Source organism: Novosphingobium organovorum, from assembly GCF_022832435.1.
Classification (GTDB): Bacteria; Pseudomonadota; Alphaproteobacteria; order Sphingomonadales; family Sphingomonadaceae; genus Novosphingobium; species Novosphingobium organovorum.
In genome coordinates, this window is record NZ_JALHLF010000027.1 from 25909 (window position 1) to 43974 (window position 18066).

An 18066-nucleotide genomic window follows, 5' to 3' on the forward strand; every position below is an offset into this window, starting at 1 on the left:
GGGTCTTGGAAGAGAGAGAAGCGTCCGCTTTTGCGGTGAGCGCGCTTTTAGAGCACGCTCGCCAGCAGTTCGCGGGCCTTTTCACAGTCGCGCCCGATCTGCACCATCATCTCCTCGATCGAGGCGAACTTGGCCTCGGGGCGCAGGAAGTGGTGGAAGGCGACCTCGATCTGGAGCCCGTACATATCTTCCGAGACGTCGAAGAAATGCGGCTCGAGCAGCTCCTTGGGCGGCTGGATGGTGGGCCGGATGCCCAGGTTCGCCGCGCCGGCAAAGCGCCGTCCGTCGGGGAAATGGCCGATCACCGCGTAGATGCCGTAGTGCGGGCGCAAGTAGTGCGCCATGTCCAGGTTGGCAGTGGGAAAGCCCATCGTGCGGCCGAACTTGTTGCCGTGCTGGACGATCCCGCGCACCGCGAAGGGGCGGGTGAGCAGGCGCGCGGCGCCCTCGCAATCGCCCGCGATCAGCGCCTCGCGCACGCGGCTGGAGGAAATCGTGCCGAACTGGTCGTGCACCGGGGCGACGGTGCGGTTGGTCATGCCGAAGCGCGCGCCGACCTCGCCGAGCACCTGCGGGTTGCCGCCGCGGCCCTTGCCGAACGTGAAATCCTCGCCGGTGACCACGCCCGCCACGCCGAGCTGGCGCACCAGCACCTGCTCGATCCAGACCTCGGCGGTCATGCTGGCCATCAGCCGGTCGAAGTGGAGCACCAGCATCGCATCGGCCCCGGCCGCGCCGAACAGCTCCTGGCGCTGGTCGAGCGTGGTCAGCCGGAAGGGCGCCGCGTCGGGCTTGAACAGGCGCACCGGATGCGGATCGAAGGTGGCGACGATGACCGGGCGGCCTTCGCTGCGCGCCCAGCGGATCGCTTCGCCGACCACCGCCTGGTGGCCCTGGTGAAAACCATCGAAGTTGCCCAGCGCGACAATCGCGCCCTGGAGCGAATCGGGAACGGGGAGGCGGTTGTCGAGGCGTATCATGTCGGGCGGCTATAGGGCTCGCTGAAGGGTCACGAAAGCGTGCGGAGGAAATTCGCCCTCTTGCGGATGTTCCTCGCGCGCGGTTTCGCGCCAGGTGGCATCCACGATCGGGAAGCTTGTGTCGCCCGCGTACTCGCGGTGAATCTCGGTCAGTTCGAGCCGATCGGCGAGGCTGAGGAACTGGGCGTAGACCTGCGCGCCGCCGATCACCGCGACCTCGCCCGGACCGGCCGCGGCCAGCGCCGCTTCGCACGAATGCACCACTTCGGCGCCATTCGCCTGCCAGGCAGCGTCGCGCGTGAGCACGATGTGGCGACGGCCGGGCAGCGGCGCGGGAAAGCTCTCGAAGGTCTTGCGGCCCATGATCATCGGCTTGCCCATGGTCATCGCCTTGAAGCGCCTCAGGTCGGCGGGCAGGCGCCAGGGCAGCTGCTCGTCCTTGCCGATGACGCCGTTCGCGGCGCGCGCGGCGATGAGGAAGATGTGCTGGTCCATGTCCGGTTCGCTTGCCCTGTTAGCCTGCCCTGTTAGCTTGCCGCGCCGCGCTCAGTCGTCGAACGCGAGGCGGGTGACGTGGCCCATCTTGCGGCCCGCACGCGCCTCGCCCTTGCCGTAGAGGTGCAGCCGGTTGGCCGGGTCTTTGAGAATCTCGGCCCAGTCGTTGGCGTCCTCGCCGATGAGGTTGCGCATTTCGACCGCGTCGGCGGCGAGCGCGGGGCTGCCCAGCGGCAGGCCGCAGATCGCGCGAATGTGGTTTTCGAACTGGCAGGTGACCGCGCCCTCGATCGTCCAGTGGCCCGAGTTGTGGACGCGCGGCGCCATCTCGTTGAACACCGGGCCAGCCTCGGTGGCGAAGAATTCGAGGGTGAGGACACCCACGTAGTCGAGCGCTTCGGCGACCTTGGCCGCCAGCGCGCGCGCGGCGGGAACCTGCGCTTCGATCGCGGCGGGTGCGGGCGCGGCGCTGATGTCGAGGATGCCGTTCTTGTGGCGGTTGTGGGGCGAATCGTAATAGACGATCGCGCCGTCCGCGCCGCGGCACGCGATGACCGAGAATTCGGCGGAGAAGTGGACGAAGCCTTCGTAGATCAGCGGCTGGTCGGGCAGGTCGAGGTCGTCCGCGTCCGCGGGCGTCATGATCCGCCACTGGCCCTTGCCGTCATAGCCGTCGCGCCGGGTCTTGAGGATACCCGGCGTGCCGATGGTGGCGATCGCGCGGCGCAGGTCCTCGCGCGAATCGACCGGCGCGAAGGGGGCGGGCGTACCGCCAAGGCCCGTCACGAAGGTCTTTTCGGTAAGGCGGTCCTGTGCCGTTTCGAGCGCGCGCGGGTGCGGCAGCACCGGCACCGCGCCAAGCGCGGTGAGAGGGGCGACGGGCACGTTCTCGAACTCGTAGGTCACGACCGCGCAGTTCGCGGCGAAGGCGGACAGCCCGGCGGCGTAATCGTATTCGGCGCGGGTTGCCGCCGCGCTCACCTCGGCGGCTACCGAATCGGCTTCGGGGGCGTAGATGTGGCAGCGATAGCCCAGCCGGGCCGCGGCCATAGCCAGCATCCGGCCGAGCTGGCCGCCTCCAAGAATGCCGATGGTTTCGCCGGGGGGGATCATGTCGCTGCCGTTTTCTTGCTGGAAGGGGGGGATCAGGTGGCCGGAACGGGCCGTTCGGCGACCGCTTCGGTCTGCGCGGCGCGCAGCGCCTTGAGCCGGTCGGCCAGCGCCGGGTCGGTGATGGCGAGGATCGCGGCGGCCATCAGCCCCGCGTTGGCCGCGCCCGCCTCGCCGATCGCCAGCGTGCCCACCGGAATGCCGGCAGGCATCTGCACGATTGAGAGCAGGCTGTCCTGCCCCGACAGCGCGCGGCTCTGCACCGGCACGCCCAGCACCGGCAGATGGGTCATCGCGGCGACCATGCCGGGCAGGTGGGCGGCACCGCCCGCGCCCGCGATCACCACCTTGAAGCCCTCGTCCTCGGCGCCCTTGGCAAAGGCGACGAGGCGGTCGGGCGTGCGGTGGGCCGAGACGATGCGCGCGTCGTAGGCGACCTCGAGCTTGTCGAGCATCTCGGCGGCGCGCTGCATGGTCGGCCAGTCGGACTGGCTGCCCATGATGATCGCGACGCGGGGCGTGCCGGTCATCTCAGCGCTCCGAGAGGTAGTAGCGGTCGACCACCGCGAGATCGGCGTCGAGGTCGTAGACGATCGGCTGGCCGGTCGGGATCTCGAGCCCGGTGATCTCCTCGTCCGAGATCTGCGAGAGGTGCTTGACCAGCGCGCGCAGCGAATTGCCGTGCGCCGAGACGATCACGCACGAGTCCGAAGCTGCCTTGAGGTGCGGAACGATCGAGCTTTCGTAATAGGGCAGGACGCGCGCGATGGTGTCCTTGAGGCTTTCGGTCTGCGGCACCGCAATCCCTGCATAACGCGGGTCGGTGGACAGATCGAATTCGCTGCCGGTTTCGAGCACCGGCGGCGGGGTGTCGAAGCTGCGGCGCCAGATCTTGACCTGCTCGTCGCCGTGGCGGGCGGCGGTCTCCGCCTTGTCGAGCCCGGTCAGCCCGCCGTAGTGGCGTTCGTTGAGGCGCCAGTCCTTGGTTTCGGGAATCCACAGGATACCGGCTTCCTCGAGCGCGAAGTGCAGCGTCTTGATCGCGCGGGTCTGCAGCGAGGTGAACGCGACCGTCGGGAAGATTCCCTTGTCCTTAAGCAGCTTGCCAGCGGCACGGGCCTCGGCTTCGCCCTTTTCGGTGAGGTCCACATCCCACCAGCCGGTGAAGCGGTTTTCGAGGTTCCACTGGCTCTGGCCGTGGCGAACGAGGATCAGACGGGGCAAGGCAGGTATCCTTTGCTGGTAGCCGCTGCGCGGGGCAGCACCTCATGTATAGCCTGACGGTGCAGGTTCCGGAGGGGAGCCCCTAGCTTTCCGGCGACGATTTGGAAAGCCTGTCCGGTTCGGGGCGGGCCGATACGGGTGGCACGATGTGCGATTCGCGCCCTGATTCGCCCGAGGCTTGCGGTGATTCGGCCGCATCGAACGCGCGCGCCTGGGCTTTGCGGCGGCGCAGGTTCTCGCGCAGCTTGGCCGCGAGACGTTCCTCGCGCGTCAGGTTTTTTTGGCCCGTTTCCTTGGCAGGGCGGGCGTTTTCGGGTCCTTCCATGGCCCCCGAGATGGCGCGCGCGACAACAAAGCGCAAGCGGCGCTTGACAATTCGCTTCGCCCCGACCATTAGCGCGCCCCTGTCCTGGGTAGATGGCACGCCATCGCCGGGACGGTGCCTGATAGGCGCCCTTGAACGGCGCTGCTGTAGCTCAGTGGTAGAGCGCACCCTTGGTAAGGGTGAGGTCGGGAGTTCAATCCTCCCCAGCAGCACCATTCCTCCCCAAAAATTAGAGATGGTAGCCCCCCCACCCCCGGCGCGATCGGCCTTGCTGTTTTCCTGCGCGTATCAGGCGAAGCGGCTGAGCAGGCGCACGAGCGTTGACTGGCGGGTGGTGTCGGTCTTGTGGAACAGCGCGCGCAGTTGCGAGCGGACGGTTTCCTTGGTCACCCGGCGAGCCTGGGCGATCTGTTCGAGCGACTGGTCGCAGAGCAGATTGAGGGCGAGATCGGTTTCTCCCGGACTGAGCCGGAAGATCTGGCGCAGGTCCTGCACACGCCGCCCCTCCGGGCGGCGAACCGCCGGATCGTCGATCAGCAGGAGGGCGTGGCGCGCCGGGCCGCTCGCCGCAGGGTGGAGCGCGAGGTGCAGTGGCCCGCTGCCTGAGGGGCGCGGGCAGGCGAACGCGGTGCGCGCCTCACCCTGGCGGCTGGTCACCGCGTGGACCCCCGCCTTGAGGCTGCGCGCCAGCGGGGGCGAATCGCACACCAGATGTCCGCCCGCGAGCGCCAGCCCGTCGCGCTGCTCCAGCAGGTCGCGCGCGGCGTCGGTCAGCGCGAGGACCTTGAGCGTGGTGTCGAGCGCGAGGATGGCGCGGCCGCTCGCCTCGGCCAGATCCTTGAGGTGGAGCCCGGCCGCGCGTTCGGCCATGAGCAGGCCGCGCAGGCGAAGGACGCGCGCGACATGCGGGGCGATCGCGTCAAGGCGCTGCGTGTCGCGCGGTTCGAAGGGTTTGTCGCGCGCGGCGCGGTGGGCTGCGATCACGCTGCCGTGCGCGGGGGGCGGGGCCAGTATTCCCATCGCGCGCCCGGTATCGTCCCCGATCGGGCGGAACAGTTCGTTGTACATCGTCGAGCGCTGGAATTCCTCGGGCGGGACGAGCGCGTCGAGCGCCTGAGCCCCGCCTTGGCCGCGGGCGTGCAGCGCGGCGAAGGCGGGGCGCCAGGGGTCTATCGAGGCGAACTGATCGAGATAGCGCTGGAAGGCTGCAGGGTCGAAATAGCTGGCCATGGCCGGCGCGGCGCCGGCACCCGCGGCCGGCAGGACGATGGCCGAGCGCGCGTCGCAGGCCCGCGCGATGACCGAGGGCAGCGCGTGGAAGGCGGCGTCATCGTCACACGCGGCGTAAAGATCATCCAAATGCCGGTTGAATTCGCGGTCGGGCACAAGACGAGGTTCCTGTCGCGTGGCGTGTCTTTCGTATAATACTTCAGAAGTATTGTTCGAAACGAAAGTTGATCCGCTTTTCAGCCGAAATGAACATTGTTTCTCCCCCGTTCGGAGGATGCGGGGACTTTGCCGATACCCCTATGGTCGCCTCGCCTGGATGGTGGGGGGTCTCATGTTGCAACCCTTGTTGGCGGGCGCGGTCTTCCGGGCGGGCCGCGCAGGGAGACTGGTGCGATGGCAGACTTTGTTGGCACGAACGGCGATGACGCGTTCGCGGGCACGAGCGATGACGACACGTTCACCTTCACGAGCGCGACCGCGGGCTCGGACTATGTCAGCGGCGATGCCGGTAACGACGCGCTCGTCGTCGATTACGGCGCTTCGACCGGGTACGGTTATGGCTATCTCTATACCGACGGAGCGGGCGGGTGGAGCGGCTCGCTTTCCGATGGGGAGAACGGCTGGCTCAGCTTCTATTCGATCGAGCAGCTGACCTACACGATGAGCGACGGCGATGGCTATTTCTACTTCAACGCCTGGCCGCTGAGTGTTTCGGGCCAGTCGCTGACGCTTGATGGAGGGGCGGGCATCGACACGCTGGCCGCGGATTTCAGCGGCCTGTCGGATGTCTCCTTTGTGGTGTCGGGCAGCGGCGTGGCGAGCAATTTCGGATCGTACGCGAACTGGGAAGCCTACACGATCTGGCTGGGGGGCGGGGCCAACACCGTGGTCACGGGCGCGGGCAACGACACGGTCTATTCGAACGGGGGGACCGATTCGATCGCGACGGGCGATGGCGATGATTCGATCACGACATATCTGGGCACCCAGACGATCGATGCCGGCTCGGGCTCCGATACATGGCGTTTGGAGGAAGGCGCCGGCACCGAGGGGCGCGCGCACGTGTTTTCGGCGCTGGGCTCGAGCAGCGGGGCGACCACCGTTGCAGGCATCGAATACGCTCAGGTTTGGGGCGGCAGCGGCGATGATAGCTACAGCGTCGATGGCACGCTGGACTACGTTTCCATCTACGATCTTGGCGGCGCCGACAGTCTGCTCATCGACCTGTCCGCATCCGATGCGGCCAACACCTGGAATTATGTCTACAGCTGGGATGAAACTTCGTTCTACGGCGGGCTGGACAAGGTCTGGTACGCCGGTATCGAAGATCTCACGATCCTGCTGGGCACCGGCGATGATTACATCTACGTCGATGCCGCGCCGCTGGCGAATGGGGCTTCGCTCAGTCTTGACGGGGGGGCGGGTTCGGACAGCCTGGCGGTCAATTTCGGGGCGCTCACGAGTGTCTCGTTCGTTGTCGGCGCAGGCGGTGCAATCGCTTCGAACCTGGGGAGTTACACCGGGTTCGAAGTCTTTGACATAACGCTGGGCGGCGGGACGAACAGCGTCACCACGGCGGATGGCAACGATGTGGTGCGCTCGACCGGTGGGACCGACACCATCGCGACGGGGGCGGGTGACGATACGATCGCCACCACGCTGGGCACGCAGACGATCGATGCTGGCTCTGGCACCGACACCTGGAACGCGGATGAGAGCGCGGGTACCGTGGGGCGTGCGCACGTGTTCTCGGCGCTGGGCTCGAGCAGCGGGGCGACCACGGTTGCGGGCATCGAATACGCCTATGTCACGGGCGGCAGCGGCGATGACAGCTACAGCGTCGATGGCACGCTTGGCTACACTTCCATCTACGATGCCGGCGGCACCGACAGCCTTTCTGTCGACCTGTCCGCATCCGACACGGCGAACACCTGGAATTATGTCTACAGCGGGGATGACCTGTCGTTCTACGGAAGCGTCGAGACGGTCTGGTACTCCGGCATCGAAGATCTCTCGATCCAGCTTGGCAGCGGCAACGACTATCTCTTCCTCGATGCCACGCCGCTGGCGAACGGGGCTTCGCTCAGCCTTGACGGCGGGGCGGGTTCGGACAGCCTGACGCTCGATCTGACGCGGCTTTCCGCAGCGAGCTTCATCGTTGCGGGCGACGGTACGATCTCCTCGGACATCGGCAGCTATGCCGGTTTCGAGCAGTTCAATGTCATGCTGGGCGATGGCACGTATGCGGTGAGGACGGGCGACGGCGATGATTACATCACCACGCATCTGGGCACGCAGACGATCGATGCTGGCTCTGGCACCGACACCTGGAACGCGGATGAGAGCGCGGGCACCGTGGGGCGTGCGCACGTGTTCTCGGCGCTGGGCTCGAGCAGCGGGGCAAGCACGGTAGCGGGCATCGAATACGCTTACGTTACGGGCGGCAGCGGCGATGACAGCTACAGCGTGGATAGCACGCTCGGCTACGCTTCCATCTACGATGTCGGCGGCACCGACAGCCTTTCCATCGACCTGTCCGCATCCGACACGGCCAACACCTGGACCTATGTCTACAGCGGGGATGGCCTGTCGTTCTATGGCGGGCTCGCGACGGTCTGGTTCTCCGGCATCGAGGACCTTTCGATCCAGCTTGGCAGTGGGAACGACTATTTCTTCGTCGATGCCACGCCCTTGGCGAATGGAGGCGCGCTCAGCCTCGATGGCGGGGCGGGCGAGGATACGCTGGCGATCAGTTTCGGGGCGCTCCCGGATGTGACGTTCGTTGTCGGTACAGGCGGTGCAATCGCCTCAAACACGGGGAGCTACGCCGGGTTCGAAGCCTTTGACATAACGCTGGGCGGCGGGACGAACAGCGTCACCACGGCGGATGGCAACGATGTGGTGCGCTCGACCGGCGGGACCGACACCATCGCGACGGGGGCGGGTGACGATACGATCACCACTACGCTGGGCACGCAGGCGATCGATGCTGGCTCTGGCACCGACACCTGGAACGCGGATGAGAGCGCGGGCACCGTGGGGCGTGCGCACGTGTTCTCGGCGCTGGGCTCGAGCAGCGGGGCAAGCACGGTAGCGGGCATCGAATACGCTTACGTTACGGGCGGCAGCGGCGATGACAGCTACAGCGTGGATAGCACGCTCGGCTACGCTTCCATCTACGATGTCGGCGGCACCGACAGCCTTTCCATCGACCTGTCCGCATCCGACACGGCCAACACCTGGACCTATGTCTACAGCGGGGATGGCCTGTCGTTCTATGGCGGGCTCGCGACGGTCTGGTTCTCCGGCATCGAGGACCTTTCGATCCAGCTTGGCAGTGGGAACGACTATTTCTTCGTCGATGCCACGCCCTTGGCGAATGGAGGCGCGCTCAGCCTCGATGGCGGGGCGGGCGAGGATACGCTGGCGATCAGTTTCGGGGCGCTCCCGGATGTGACGTTCGTTGTCGGTACAGGCGGTGCAATCGCCTCAAACACGGGGAGCTACGCCGGGTTCGAAGCCTTTGACATAACGCTGGGCGGCGGGACGAACAGCGTCACCACGGCGGATGGCAACGATGTGGTGCGCTCGACCGGCGGGACCGACACCATCGCGACGGGGGCGGGTGACGATACGATCACCACTACGCTGGGCACGCAGGCGATCGATGCTGGCTCTGGCACCGACACCTGGCGATCGGATGAAAGCGCGGGCACGGTGGGCCGCAGCCATGTACTTTCGGCGCTGGGATCGAGCAGCGGGGCGACGACGGCGGTCAACGTCGAGACCGTCGACATGACCGGCGGCACGGGCGATGACAGCTACAGTGTCGATGGCACGCTCGACTACGCCTATATCAACGATTGGGGGGGGCGCGACAGCGTGACCATCGATCTTTCGGCATCGAGCCAGGACACCTGGAACTATATCTATAACTGGGACGGAACCGCGTTCTACGGCGGGGTCGGCAACACCAATTTCTACGCCATGGAAGAGGTTACCCTGCGCTTTGGCAGCGGCAACGATTATCTCTACGCCGATACGACCGCGCTGGCGGGGGGCGCGACGCTCACCCTGGATGGCGGGGAGGGGAGCGACACGCTATCGCTATGGTCCTATTCCTACGACTGGCTGATCGGCGAGGACGGGCTGGGTGGCTATGTGCTGACGAGCGCGGATGGCACGCAGTCTCTTTCCGTCACCGCGTTCGAGACGGTCCAGTTCATCGACACGACCCTCGACCTGCCCAGTTACGCGACGAGCGTCGGGGGCACGTTCCTGGGCACCGCGGGCGACGACGTGCTGGTGGGCACCGCCTTCGACGATCTGTTCCAGGGCTATGCGGGCAACGATGTGCTGACCGGCGGGGCGGGGACCGACACCGCAAGCTATGCCGAGGCGACCAAGGGCGTGAAGGTGGATCTGGCGCTGACGATCAGCCAGAACACCGGCGGGGCCGGGCGCGACACGCTGACGGGGATCGAGAATCTCATCGGCTCGGCCTTTGGCGACAAGCTCTCAGGCAACGATCTCGCCAATGTCCTGACCGGCGGCGCGGGGGCCGACACGCTCGACGGGCGCGGCGGCGCGGACACGCTGATCGGGGGCGATGGCAACGACAAGTACTACGTCGATGACGCGGGCGATCTGGTGATCGAGACCGGCGCGGCGGACACCTCCGACACCGTTTACGCCAGCATCAGCTACGCGCTGACCGATGGCGTCGAGAAACTTTACCTGACCGGATCGGACGCGCTCGACGGGACCGGGAACGCGCTGGCCAACACGATCTACGGCAACGATGGCGCCAACACGCTGTCGGGCCTTGGCGGGGCGGACAAGCTCTATGGCTATGGCGGCGACGATCACCTTATCGGCGGGGACGACAACGACAAGCTCGACGGCGGGCTTGGCGCGGACGTGATGGAAGGCGGCGGGGGCAACGACAAGTACTACGTCGATGACCTGGGCGACGTGGTGATCGAGGACGATCCCGACGGGGGCACCGATTCGGTCTACGCCAGCGTCTCCTTCGCGCTGGGGGACAATCTGGAAAAGCTGATCCTCCAGGGCACCGGGGCGATCGACGCGACGGGCAACGCGGGCAAGAACACGCTGACCGGCAACAGCGCCGACAACGTGCTCAACGGTTCCTGGGGAAAGGACGTGCTCAAGGGTGGTCTGGGCGCGGACACTTTCGTGTTCGACGTGCTCGAGACGAGCGCGAACAAGGACACCGTGGGCGATTTCGTTTCGGGCACCGACACCATTCAGCTCTCGGTCTCGGCTTTCGGGGCGCTGGCGGACTATGGCCTGGGCGCGCTCGATCCCGCCGAGCTTGTCTATGGCAACAAGGCGCTGACCGCCGAGGATCACCTGTTCTACGATTCGGTGAAGGGCGTGCTTTACTACGATGCCGATGGCAGCGGCAGCGAGGCGGCGGTGGCGATTGCCTCGTTCAGCGGCAAGCCGTTGATCGAGGCGGGGGACATCGTGCTGATCTGACGGCGCACGGATCGGACAACGGGCCGCGGTCGGCTGGCGTCAGTGCGGCCGCGTCTCGGGCGCGCAAGACGCCGGCCGGGCGGCCATGAAGCCGACCGCGTCCTCGGCGGGCAGCGGCCGGGCGAAAAGGTAGCCCTGGAAGGCGTCGCACCCGATGCCGAGCAGGAGTTCGTGCTGGGCGTCGGTTTCCACGCCCTCGGCGACGACCGCCAGTTCAAGCTCCTTGGCCATGCGCACGATCGCCGCGACGAGCGCCTTGCGGCGATCGTCGTGGGTGGCCGGGACCACGAAGCTGCGGTCGATCTTGAGCGTGTCCCAGGGCAGCATGGGCAGGAACGAGAGCGCCGAATAACCGGTGCCGAAATCGTCCACCGCGAGCTGGACGCCCAGCGCCTTGAGCGCTTCGAACACCGGCAGGACTTCGCCTTCACGGCCCAGGAACACCGTCTCGGTAAGCTCGATCTGCAGGCGCTCGGGGGGAAATCCGCTGTCGTGGAGCGCCGCCGCGACGCTTTCGACGAAGCCGCGGGTGCGCACCTGCAGCGCGGAAACGTTGACCGCGATCTTGCCCACCGCAAGCCCCGCGGCGAGCCACAGCGCCCCGTCGCGGCAGGCGCTGCGCAGCATGAAGGTGCCTAGCGTCGCGATCAGGCCCTGGTTCTCGGCCAGCGCCACGAATTCGCCCGGTGCGATCGCGCCGAGTTCAGGGTCGCTCCAGCGCGCCAGCGCCTCCCATCCGAACAGCGTGCCATCGCGCCCGAGCTGCGGTTGGTAGGCGACCCAGATCGGCCCGTCCTGCGGGTCGTGCGGGCTGGGCAACTGGCGGTCGAGCGTCTCGCGCAGCCGCGCGCCCAGCGACAGGCGGCGCTGTGCGGCGTGGGTCAGGCGTTCCTGGTAGAGCCCCAGCGCATCCTTGGCGCCGTGCTTGACCTCGTAGAGCGCGGCGTCGGCCTTGGCGAACAGGTCATCGCCGGCGGCCTGGGTGGTCAGGCTCGCGCCCCAGGTCGCGGTCAGCGCCACGTTCGCCGCGTTGGCCAGCGCGAAGGGCGGGGCGAGGACCTGGTTGAGCCGGGCGACGGCGGCGCGCAGCGCGGCCTCCCCGGCGCCGGGCAGCAGGAGCGCGAATTCGTCTCCGCCGATGCGAAACACGCTCGTGGCGGCATCGGCTGGACAGGCCTGGCGCATGCGCTGCGCGACCTGGCGCAGCAGGTCGTCGCCCATGACGTGGCCGAAACTGTCGTTAACGTCCTTGAACCGGTCGAGGTCGAGGATGCCCAGCGCGGCCGCCCCCTCGAGCCCGCGCAGCGCGGTGTCGAGCGCGCGTCGGTTGGGCAGGTCGGTCAGCGCGTCGTGCATCGCAAGATGGTCGAGTTCGGCCTGGACGCGTTTCTGCTCGGTGATGTCGGTCAGCGAGTAGACGTAGGTCGGGGGCGCCGAGCCCTCACCCGCCACGGCCATGACCGAGAGCAGCCCCTGCGCGCGATATCCGTCGCCAAAGCCGACTTCGCCATGCCAGGGGACCGGTGTTTCGGGGGGCAGCGCCAGCGCCTTGCCGGCGTGGTGAAACCAGCTTAACGCCGCGCGTTCGGGCGCGCCGGTCAGCCGCTTGAAGGCGGCGTTGGCGCGCAGCAGTTCGCCTTGGGCGTCGAGCACGGCGAGCCCGTCGTTGGCCTCGCGGAACACCGCATCGGCCTGGCGCAGCGCGCGGTCGTTCGCGCTCAGTTCGCGGATCAGGTCGCTCGAGGTCGCCAGGAACACTCGCCAGGTGAACACGTCGGTGTCCAGAAAGCTGGCGAAGCGTTTGTGCGAAAAGATCATGAAGAGCGCCAGCGGCACGGAAAAGGCGAGCGCGGTCAGCGCCTTGCCGCCAAGCCCGATGCCCACCGCGACCACCACTGCGTGCGAGACGCCAAGCGCCAGGAAGGGAAACAGCACCCCGTCGAGGCACAGCACCGTGACGAAGCCCAGCAGATAGGCCAGCTCGACCAGCGGTGTGCGCAGGCCCCAGCGCTTGACCGTTTCGAACCAGAACAGCAGCGTCAGCAATTCCGCGACGATCAGCACCCCGCCCAGAACGATCGAGGGGATCGACTGGCCGAACAGGGCGGCGGGCGTGGCGTGCGGGTTGATCGCTGCGGGGTGCGACAGCGCCGCCGAAGCCAGCAGCGAAAAGGCGATGTTGAACCCGTCGACGATCACCACCAGCCGGATGACGTGGCGCAGGATGAAGATGTCGCGCTCGATCAGGACGAACAGCACGGCGGTAATCATGAAGGCGCCGTAGCACAGGCTGCCCCCCGACACCGCGAGGCCTGGCGCCAGCACGAGTGAGTAGGCGTTGCCCAGGAACCCGCCCACGAGCAGGACCAGCGCGAGATACAGGTAGAAATGGATGCGCCGCACGAGCGGTTCAAGCGTCGAGAAGTAGAGCGGAAAGGTCGAAAAAAGGGCCACATGGCCAAGGAACAATGCCGTCATTGCGCTCTCATCCGTGCGGGCTTCATGCCTTCGCGGGCCATGCTTATGGGCAAACGCGCAAGAGGTCGAACGCTTTGATCGCCGCCGTTCGGGCCGCGGAGGCAATCGTGGGCCAAGCGGTCCGGGGAATCGGGCGCAGGCCCGGTTTTGCGGCATCGGGAAATTTTTGTATCCTGGGGTCTTGCCCTACCCCCAAGGCACTGCTAATGGCCCGCCTCACCCCGGAACGCGCTGGCTAGTCCAGCGCATCCGAAGCGCCAGAGCGGGCGTAGCTCAGGGGTAGAGCACAACCTTGCCAAGGTTGGGGTCGAGGGTTCGAATCCCTTCGCCCGCTCCAGTTTTTCCAGACCATCGTCGAAATCCGCCGCACCGCCGCGAAACCGTTCGCGCGCTGTGCTTTTTTGCGTTCCGGCGCGGCCTGTGCGCGCGCCGCGGCACGCCCGGCGATGGGCTGGCCAGGCGGTGTCATGCAAACGAATGTTGCCCCCGCGACGGTCTGATTTTCTGGCCAAATCAGCCTGTTGCAACATTGCCGCAGTGCAATGTCCGTCACCGAAACGTCATCATACTGGCGCTTTCGTGTCATAAACCGCGCCTAGGCGGCCCCTCAATTCCATTCGAACAGGGCAACCAGGGGCTACCTCTACCATGAAGACTTCCATCCGCATCCTCGCAGGCTTGCTGGCCGGCGCATCGTGCACCACCATCGCACATGCGGGTGACATCGTGGGCAACGTGGCGGACGCCACCGGCACCCGTGCGCTGCAGGCCGCGAGCGTGCGGATCGTCGAGCTCGACCGCTCGGCCGATACCAGCCGCGATGGCAGCTACATCTTCGCCGACGTGCCCCAGGGCACCTACACCCTCGAGGTCACCTATGTCGGCGCGGTGATGGAAAGCCACACCATCACCGTTCCCGCGAGCGGCCGGGTCACCGGCAACTTTGCGCTGTCGGGTATTGGCGGCGATGCCATTCTCGTCACCGGCCAGTCGGCCAACCTTGCCAGCGCGCTGTCGCGCAAGCAGGCCGCGGACGGCGTCTCGGACGTGCTGACGCGCGATGCGGTGGGCGAATTCCCCGATCAGAACGTCGCTGAATCGCTGCGCCGCCTGCCTGGTGTGAACATCCTCAACGACCAGGGCGAGGGCCGCTTCGTCTCGATCCGCGGGCTCGATCCCAACCTCGTCTCGACCTCGCTCAACGGTGTGCGCGTCCCTTCGCCCGAATCCGACGTGCGCCAGGTCGCGCTCGACGTGATCAGCTCGGACACGATCGAATCGATCGAGGTCAAGAAGTCGCTGACCCCCGACATGGACGCCGACGCGATCGGCGGTTCGGTCGAGATCCACACCACCAGCGCCTTCGACCGCAAGAAGGACTACTACTCGGTCAAGGCCGAGGGCAGCTACAACAAGTACAACGGCCAGATCACCCCCAAGGCCAGCTTCGACTTTTCCAAGCGGCTGGGCGAGGATTTCGGCGTCGCCGGTTCGATCAGCTACTACAAGCGCAAGTTCGAGACCGACAACGTCGAATCCGATCCCTGGACCACGAACGACGACGGCACGGTCTATTCGCAAAACATCGAATACCGTGACTACGACGTGACGCGCACGCGCATCAACGCCTCGCTCAATTTCGACTGGCGCGCGAGCGACACCACCAAGGTCTACCTGCGCACCAACTGGTCGCAGTTCGACGATCACGAATACCGCCGCCGCACGACCTTCAACTTCGAGGATGCGACCGACATCACCGCGACCGACACCGGCATCAGCGTGTCGGACACCGACGGCACGATCGAGGTGACGCGCGACCTCAAGGACCGCTTCGAGCGCCAGCGCATCGGCACCGTGGCGCTGGGCGGCGACACCGACACCGGCACCTGGAAGTTCAACTGGATGGCCAGCTACGCCAAGTCGAGCGAGGAGGAACACGGCTCGATCGATCCGATCGCGTTCCGCTCCAAGTTTGAGGATGACGGCGTCGCGATGACCTGGAACTATTCCGACGTCCGCGTGCCCACCTACACCCTCACCAGCGGCGCGGACGCGGTCAACGATGCGAGCAACTACACGCTCAACAAGATCGAAGTGACCTCGCACTCGGACAGCCAGGACGAGGAATACGCGCTCAAGGCCGATCTTGCCCGCACCTTCGCGATGGACGGCGGCGACCTTACCCTCCAGGCCGGCGCCAAGCAGCGCTGGCGTGACAAGACCTACGATCTCACCCAGACCGACTACGCCAAGAACAAGACCCTGACGATGGCCGACTATCTCGGTTCGCAGACCTACCGTCTCGACGGCATCAGCCTCGGGCCGGTGCTGGCCAAGTCGGCGGGCGTCGCGTTCATGAACGACTATGCCGACACGATCGAGATCGACGAGGACGGCACGCTGATCGATTCGGCCGCCAGCGACTACGGCGCGAGCGAAGACATCACCGCCGCCTATGCCCTCGCCCGGTGGGATAGTGCCTCGCTGCGCGTGATCGGCGGCGTGCGCATGGAGCGCACCCACAACGACCTCACCGGCAACCTCTACAACGAGGAAACGCTCGAGATCACCCCGGTCGAATTCAAGCGCAGCTACACCACCTGGCTGCCCAGCCTGACGATGCGCTGGAACAACGAGGCGGGCAACATCGTCGCGCGCCTGGCCGGCTACAAGAGCCTGATGCGGCCCAACCTGTCCGACCTTGCGCCGCGTTTCTCGGTCAACGAGGATAACGAGGCCGAATTCGGCAACCCCGACCTCAAGCCCTACCAGGCCTGGAACCTCGACTTCGGGGTGGAATACTACTTCACCGGCAACGGCGCGCTGACCTTCGGTTCGTTCTACAAGAAGGTCGATGACTTCATCGTCACGCGTTACTACACCCAGCAGTATTCGGCGATCACTGGCGCGACTTACGACGAGCTGCGCATCGCCGAGAACGGCGGCAACGCGACGATCGCCGGTTTCGAAGTCGGCTTCAGCCAGGCCTACACGATGCTGCCCGCGCCCTTCGACGGGCTGCTGACCCAGGTCAACTACACGTATGCCTATTCCAAGGGCACGGTCTACGACACCGACGACGTGGCCTACCGCACGTCGCTGCCGTCGAACTCGCGCAACACCTTCAACGTCGTGGTCGGCTACGACAAGGGCCCGGTCGACCTGCGCCTCGCGGGGACCTACCGCGACAAGTACCTCGACGAGCTGGGCGACACGCAGGAAGAGGACCGCTGGGTGGACAACCACTTCCAGCTCGACTTCTCGGCCAAGTTCGCGATCATGGACGGCATGAAGCTGACTTTCGACGTCATCAACATCAACAACGCCAAGTACTACGCCTATGAGAACTACGAGGGCGCCAAGCGTCTCCTCCAGTTCGAGAAGTACGGCCCGACCTTCAAGGCTGGCATCAAGGCGAACTTCTGATGGCTGGATCTCTCGTGAAGACGATCGCATTCGGGAAGCTGTGGGGGGCAGCCTTGCTCCCGGCCCTCCTGCTTGGCGCCTGCACCACCGCAGGAGTGGGCGCGGGCCAGCCCGCAGCCCAAGCGGCGCGCGCGTACTACCCGGCGATCGATGTGGCCGCGACCGGCGAGACGCAGCCGGTGGGCACCGCCAACACCGATGCCGCCGATGATCCCGCGATCTGGCGCAACCCGGCCGATCCCGCCGCCAGCCTGATCGTCGCCACCGACAAGAAGGCCGGGCTCTACGTCTACGGGCTCGACGGCAAGGTGCGCTCGTTCCTGCGCGCGGGCCGGGTCAACAATGTGGACCTGCGCGACGTGACGCTACCAGGCGGGGCGCGCCGCGTGCTTGTCGCCGCGAGCGACCGCAGCGACAAGGCCGTTCCGAAAATCGCGCTGTTCTGGCTGGATACCGCCACGGCGCGACTGACCGAACTCGGCGCGTTGCCTTTTCTGCTGGGCGATCACGCGCCGATGGAGGCCTATGGCTTCTGCCTCGGCGATCGTCTGGGGGATGGCGAGACCGGCGAGATCGCGCGCGCCTATGTCGTCATGAAGGACGGCACGGTCACCGAATCGCTGATCGCGGCGGGCCCGTCGGCGCCAGGGGGCGCGGCGCGCCTGAGCGCGGACTACATCCGCGAGGTCAAGCTCGCGACCCAGGCCGAGGGCTGCGTGGTCGACGATGCCAGCCACACGCTGTTCGTCGCCGAAGAGGATCACGCGATCTGGCGTATCCCGCTCGACACCGTGCTCAAGGCGCACCCTTTCGCGCGGGTGGGCAAGGCCGACGGGCTGGTCGACGACATCGAGGGGCTGGCCGTGGCGCGCGAGCCCGGCGCCTCGGGCCGGGCCTGGCTGCTCGCCTCGAGCCAGGGTGACAACGCCTATGCCGTGTTCGACCTTGCCAGCGGCGGCTATCGCGGGCGCTTTCGCATCAACGGCGGGGCGATCGACGGCACCAGCGATACCGACGGCATCGAGGTGCGGCTGGGCGATTTCGGCCCGCAGTTCCCTGGCGGGCTGTTCATCGCGCAGGATGGCGACAACAGCCCCGAGGCGCAGAACTTCAAGCTCGTGCCCTGGGCCGCGATCCGCGACGCGTTGGGCCTGAAGTGACTCGATGCGGCGGGGGCGGCGGGGGCGTCGGGGGCGTCGGGGGCTTGAGCTCCAGGGGCGTCCTGCGGTAATCGGGCGGTGATGAAGGGGATACGAATCCGGATCGGTATGCGCGCGTGCGGCGCGGTGGCTG

General features: G+C 66.6%; 11 protein-coding genes and 2 tRNA genes. 5 read left to right on the forward strand and 8 right to left on the reverse strand.

The window, feature by feature from the left end:
* Positions 1-47 precede the first annotated feature (47 nt).
* The 6 genes from MTR62_RS09170 to MTR62_RS09195 form a co-directional block, all read right to left on the reverse strand.
* Positions 48-980, reverse strand: a complete 933-nt coding sequence (locus MTR62_RS09170) for a bifunctional riboflavin kinase/FAD synthetase (protein ID WP_244019509.1) — start codon at positions 978-980, stop codon at positions 48-50.
* A 9-nt stretch (positions 981-989) separates the two neighbouring features.
* The gene (locus MTR62_RS09175) at positions 990-1475 is read right to left on the reverse strand and encodes a dihydrofolate reductase (RefSeq protein WP_244019511.1); all 486 of its coding nucleotides are present in this window, start codon (positions 1473-1475) and stop codon (positions 990-992) included.
* A gap of 51 nt (positions 1476-1526) precedes the next feature.
* Complete coding sequence (locus MTR62_RS09180; protein WP_244019514.1) at positions 1527-2588, reverse strand: 5-(carboxyamino)imidazole ribonucleotide synthase; 1062 nt, start codon at positions 2586-2588, stop codon at positions 1527-1529.
* Positions 2589-2620: 32 nt separating this feature from the next.
* Positions 2621-3115, reverse strand: coding sequence for a 5-(carboxyamino)imidazole ribonucleotide mutase (gene purE / locus MTR62_RS09185; protein ID WP_244019526.1), 495 nt, complete (start codon positions 3113-3115; stop codon positions 2621-2623).
* A 1-nt stretch (position 3116) separates the two neighbouring features.
* Entirely contained in the window at positions 3117-3809 is a 693-nt protein-coding gene (gpmA, locus tag MTR62_RS09190) for a 2,3-diphosphoglycerate-dependent phosphoglycerate mutase (protein WP_244019535.1), read from the reverse strand.
* Positions 3810-3891: 82 nt separating this feature from the next.
* Positions 3892-4203, reverse strand: a complete 312-nt coding sequence (locus MTR62_RS09195; protein ID WP_244019537.1) for a hypothetical protein — start codon at positions 4201-4203, stop codon at positions 3892-3894.
* 71 nt (positions 4204-4274) lie between these two features.
* On the opposite strand from MTR62_RS09195, the gene MTR62_RS09200 reads away from it, so the two are divergent.
* Positions 4275-4349 (forward strand) — tRNA-Thr (locus tag MTR62_RS09200).
* A gap of 73 nt (positions 4350-4422) precedes the next feature.
* Here MTR62_RS09200 and MTR62_RS09205 read toward each other — a convergent pair.
* Positions 4423-5520, reverse strand: a complete 1098-nt coding sequence (locus tag MTR62_RS09205) for a helix-turn-helix transcriptional regulator (protein ID WP_244019539.1) — start codon at positions 5518-5520, stop codon at positions 4423-4425.
* A 237-nt stretch (positions 5521-5757) separates the two neighbouring features.
* Between MTR62_RS09205 and MTR62_RS09210 the strand changes: the two genes are divergently transcribed.
* The gene (locus MTR62_RS09210) at positions 5758-10869 is read left to right on the forward strand and encodes a beta strand repeat-containing protein (RefSeq protein WP_244019541.1); all 5112 of its coding nucleotides are present in this window, start codon (positions 5758-5760) and stop codon (positions 10867-10869) included.
* Positions 10870-10908: 39 nt separating this feature from the next.
* On the opposite strand, the gene MTR62_RS09215 is transcribed toward MTR62_RS09210, so the two are convergent.
* On the reverse strand, positions 10909-13347 hold the full coding sequence (locus tag MTR62_RS09215) for a putative bifunctional diguanylate cyclase/phosphodiesterase (RefSeq protein WP_244019548.1): 2439 nt from the start codon (positions 13345-13347) through the stop codon (positions 10909-10911).
* Between the two features lie 262 nt (positions 13348-13609).
* On the opposite strand from MTR62_RS09215, the gene MTR62_RS09220 reads away from it, so the two are divergent.
* From MTR62_RS09220 to MTR62_RS09230, 3 genes are all read left to right on the forward strand, one after another.
* Positions 13610-13684, forward strand: a tRNA-Gly gene (locus MTR62_RS09220).
* 311 nt (positions 13685-13995) lie between these two features.
* Complete coding sequence (locus MTR62_RS09225) at positions 13996-16773, forward strand: TonB-dependent receptor (RefSeq protein ID WP_244019555.1); 2778 nt, start codon at positions 13996-13998, stop codon at positions 16771-16773.
* A complete protein-coding gene (locus MTR62_RS09230) occupies positions 16773-17933 on the forward strand; it encodes a phytase (protein ID WP_244019563.1) in 1161 nt (386 codons plus the stop codon). The genes MTR62_RS09225 and MTR62_RS09230 overlap by 1 nt, the downstream gene beginning before the upstream one ends.
* Positions 17934-18066: the final 133 nt, after the last annotated feature.

What these genes read in the sequence shown, in the direction of transcription:
- MTR62_RS09170 (WP_244019509.1), bottom strand. Translation starts at nt 980, where the DNA reads ATGATACGCCTCGACAACCGCCTCCCCGTTCCCGATTCGCTCCAGGGC.
- MTR62_RS09215 (WP_244019548.1), bottom strand. Translation starts at nt 13,347, where the DNA reads ATGACGGCATTGTTCCTTGGCCATGTGGCCCTTTTTTCGACCTTTCCG.
- MTR62_RS09195 (WP_244019537.1), bottom strand. Translation starts at nt 4,203, where the DNA reads ATGGTCGGGGCGAAGCGAATTGTCAAGCGCCGCTTGCGCTTTGTTGTC.
- purE (WP_244019526.1), bottom strand. Translation starts at nt 3,115, where the DNA reads ATGACCGGCACGCCCCGCGTCGCGATCATCATGGGCAGCCAGTCCGAC.
- MTR62_RS09210 (WP_244019541.1), top strand. Translation starts at nt 5,758, where the DNA reads ATGGCAGACTTTGTTGGCACGAACGGCGATGACGCGTTCGCGGGCACG.
- MTR62_RS09225 (WP_244019555.1), top strand. Translation starts at nt 13,996, where the DNA reads ATGAAGACTTCCATCCGCATCCTCGCAGGCTTGCTGGCCGGCGCATCG.
- MTR62_RS09230 (WP_244019563.1), top strand. Translation starts at nt 16,773, where the DNA reads ATGGCTGGATCTCTCGTGAAGACGATCGCATTCGGGAAGCTGTGGGGG.
- MTR62_RS09180 (WP_244019514.1), bottom strand. Translation starts at nt 2,588, where the DNA reads ATGATCCCCCCCGGCGAAACCATCGGCATTCTTGGAGGCGGCCAGCTC.
- MTR62_RS09175 (WP_244019511.1), bottom strand. Translation starts at nt 1,475, where the DNA reads ATGGACCAGCACATCTTCCTCATCGCCGCGCGCGCCGCGAACGGCGTC.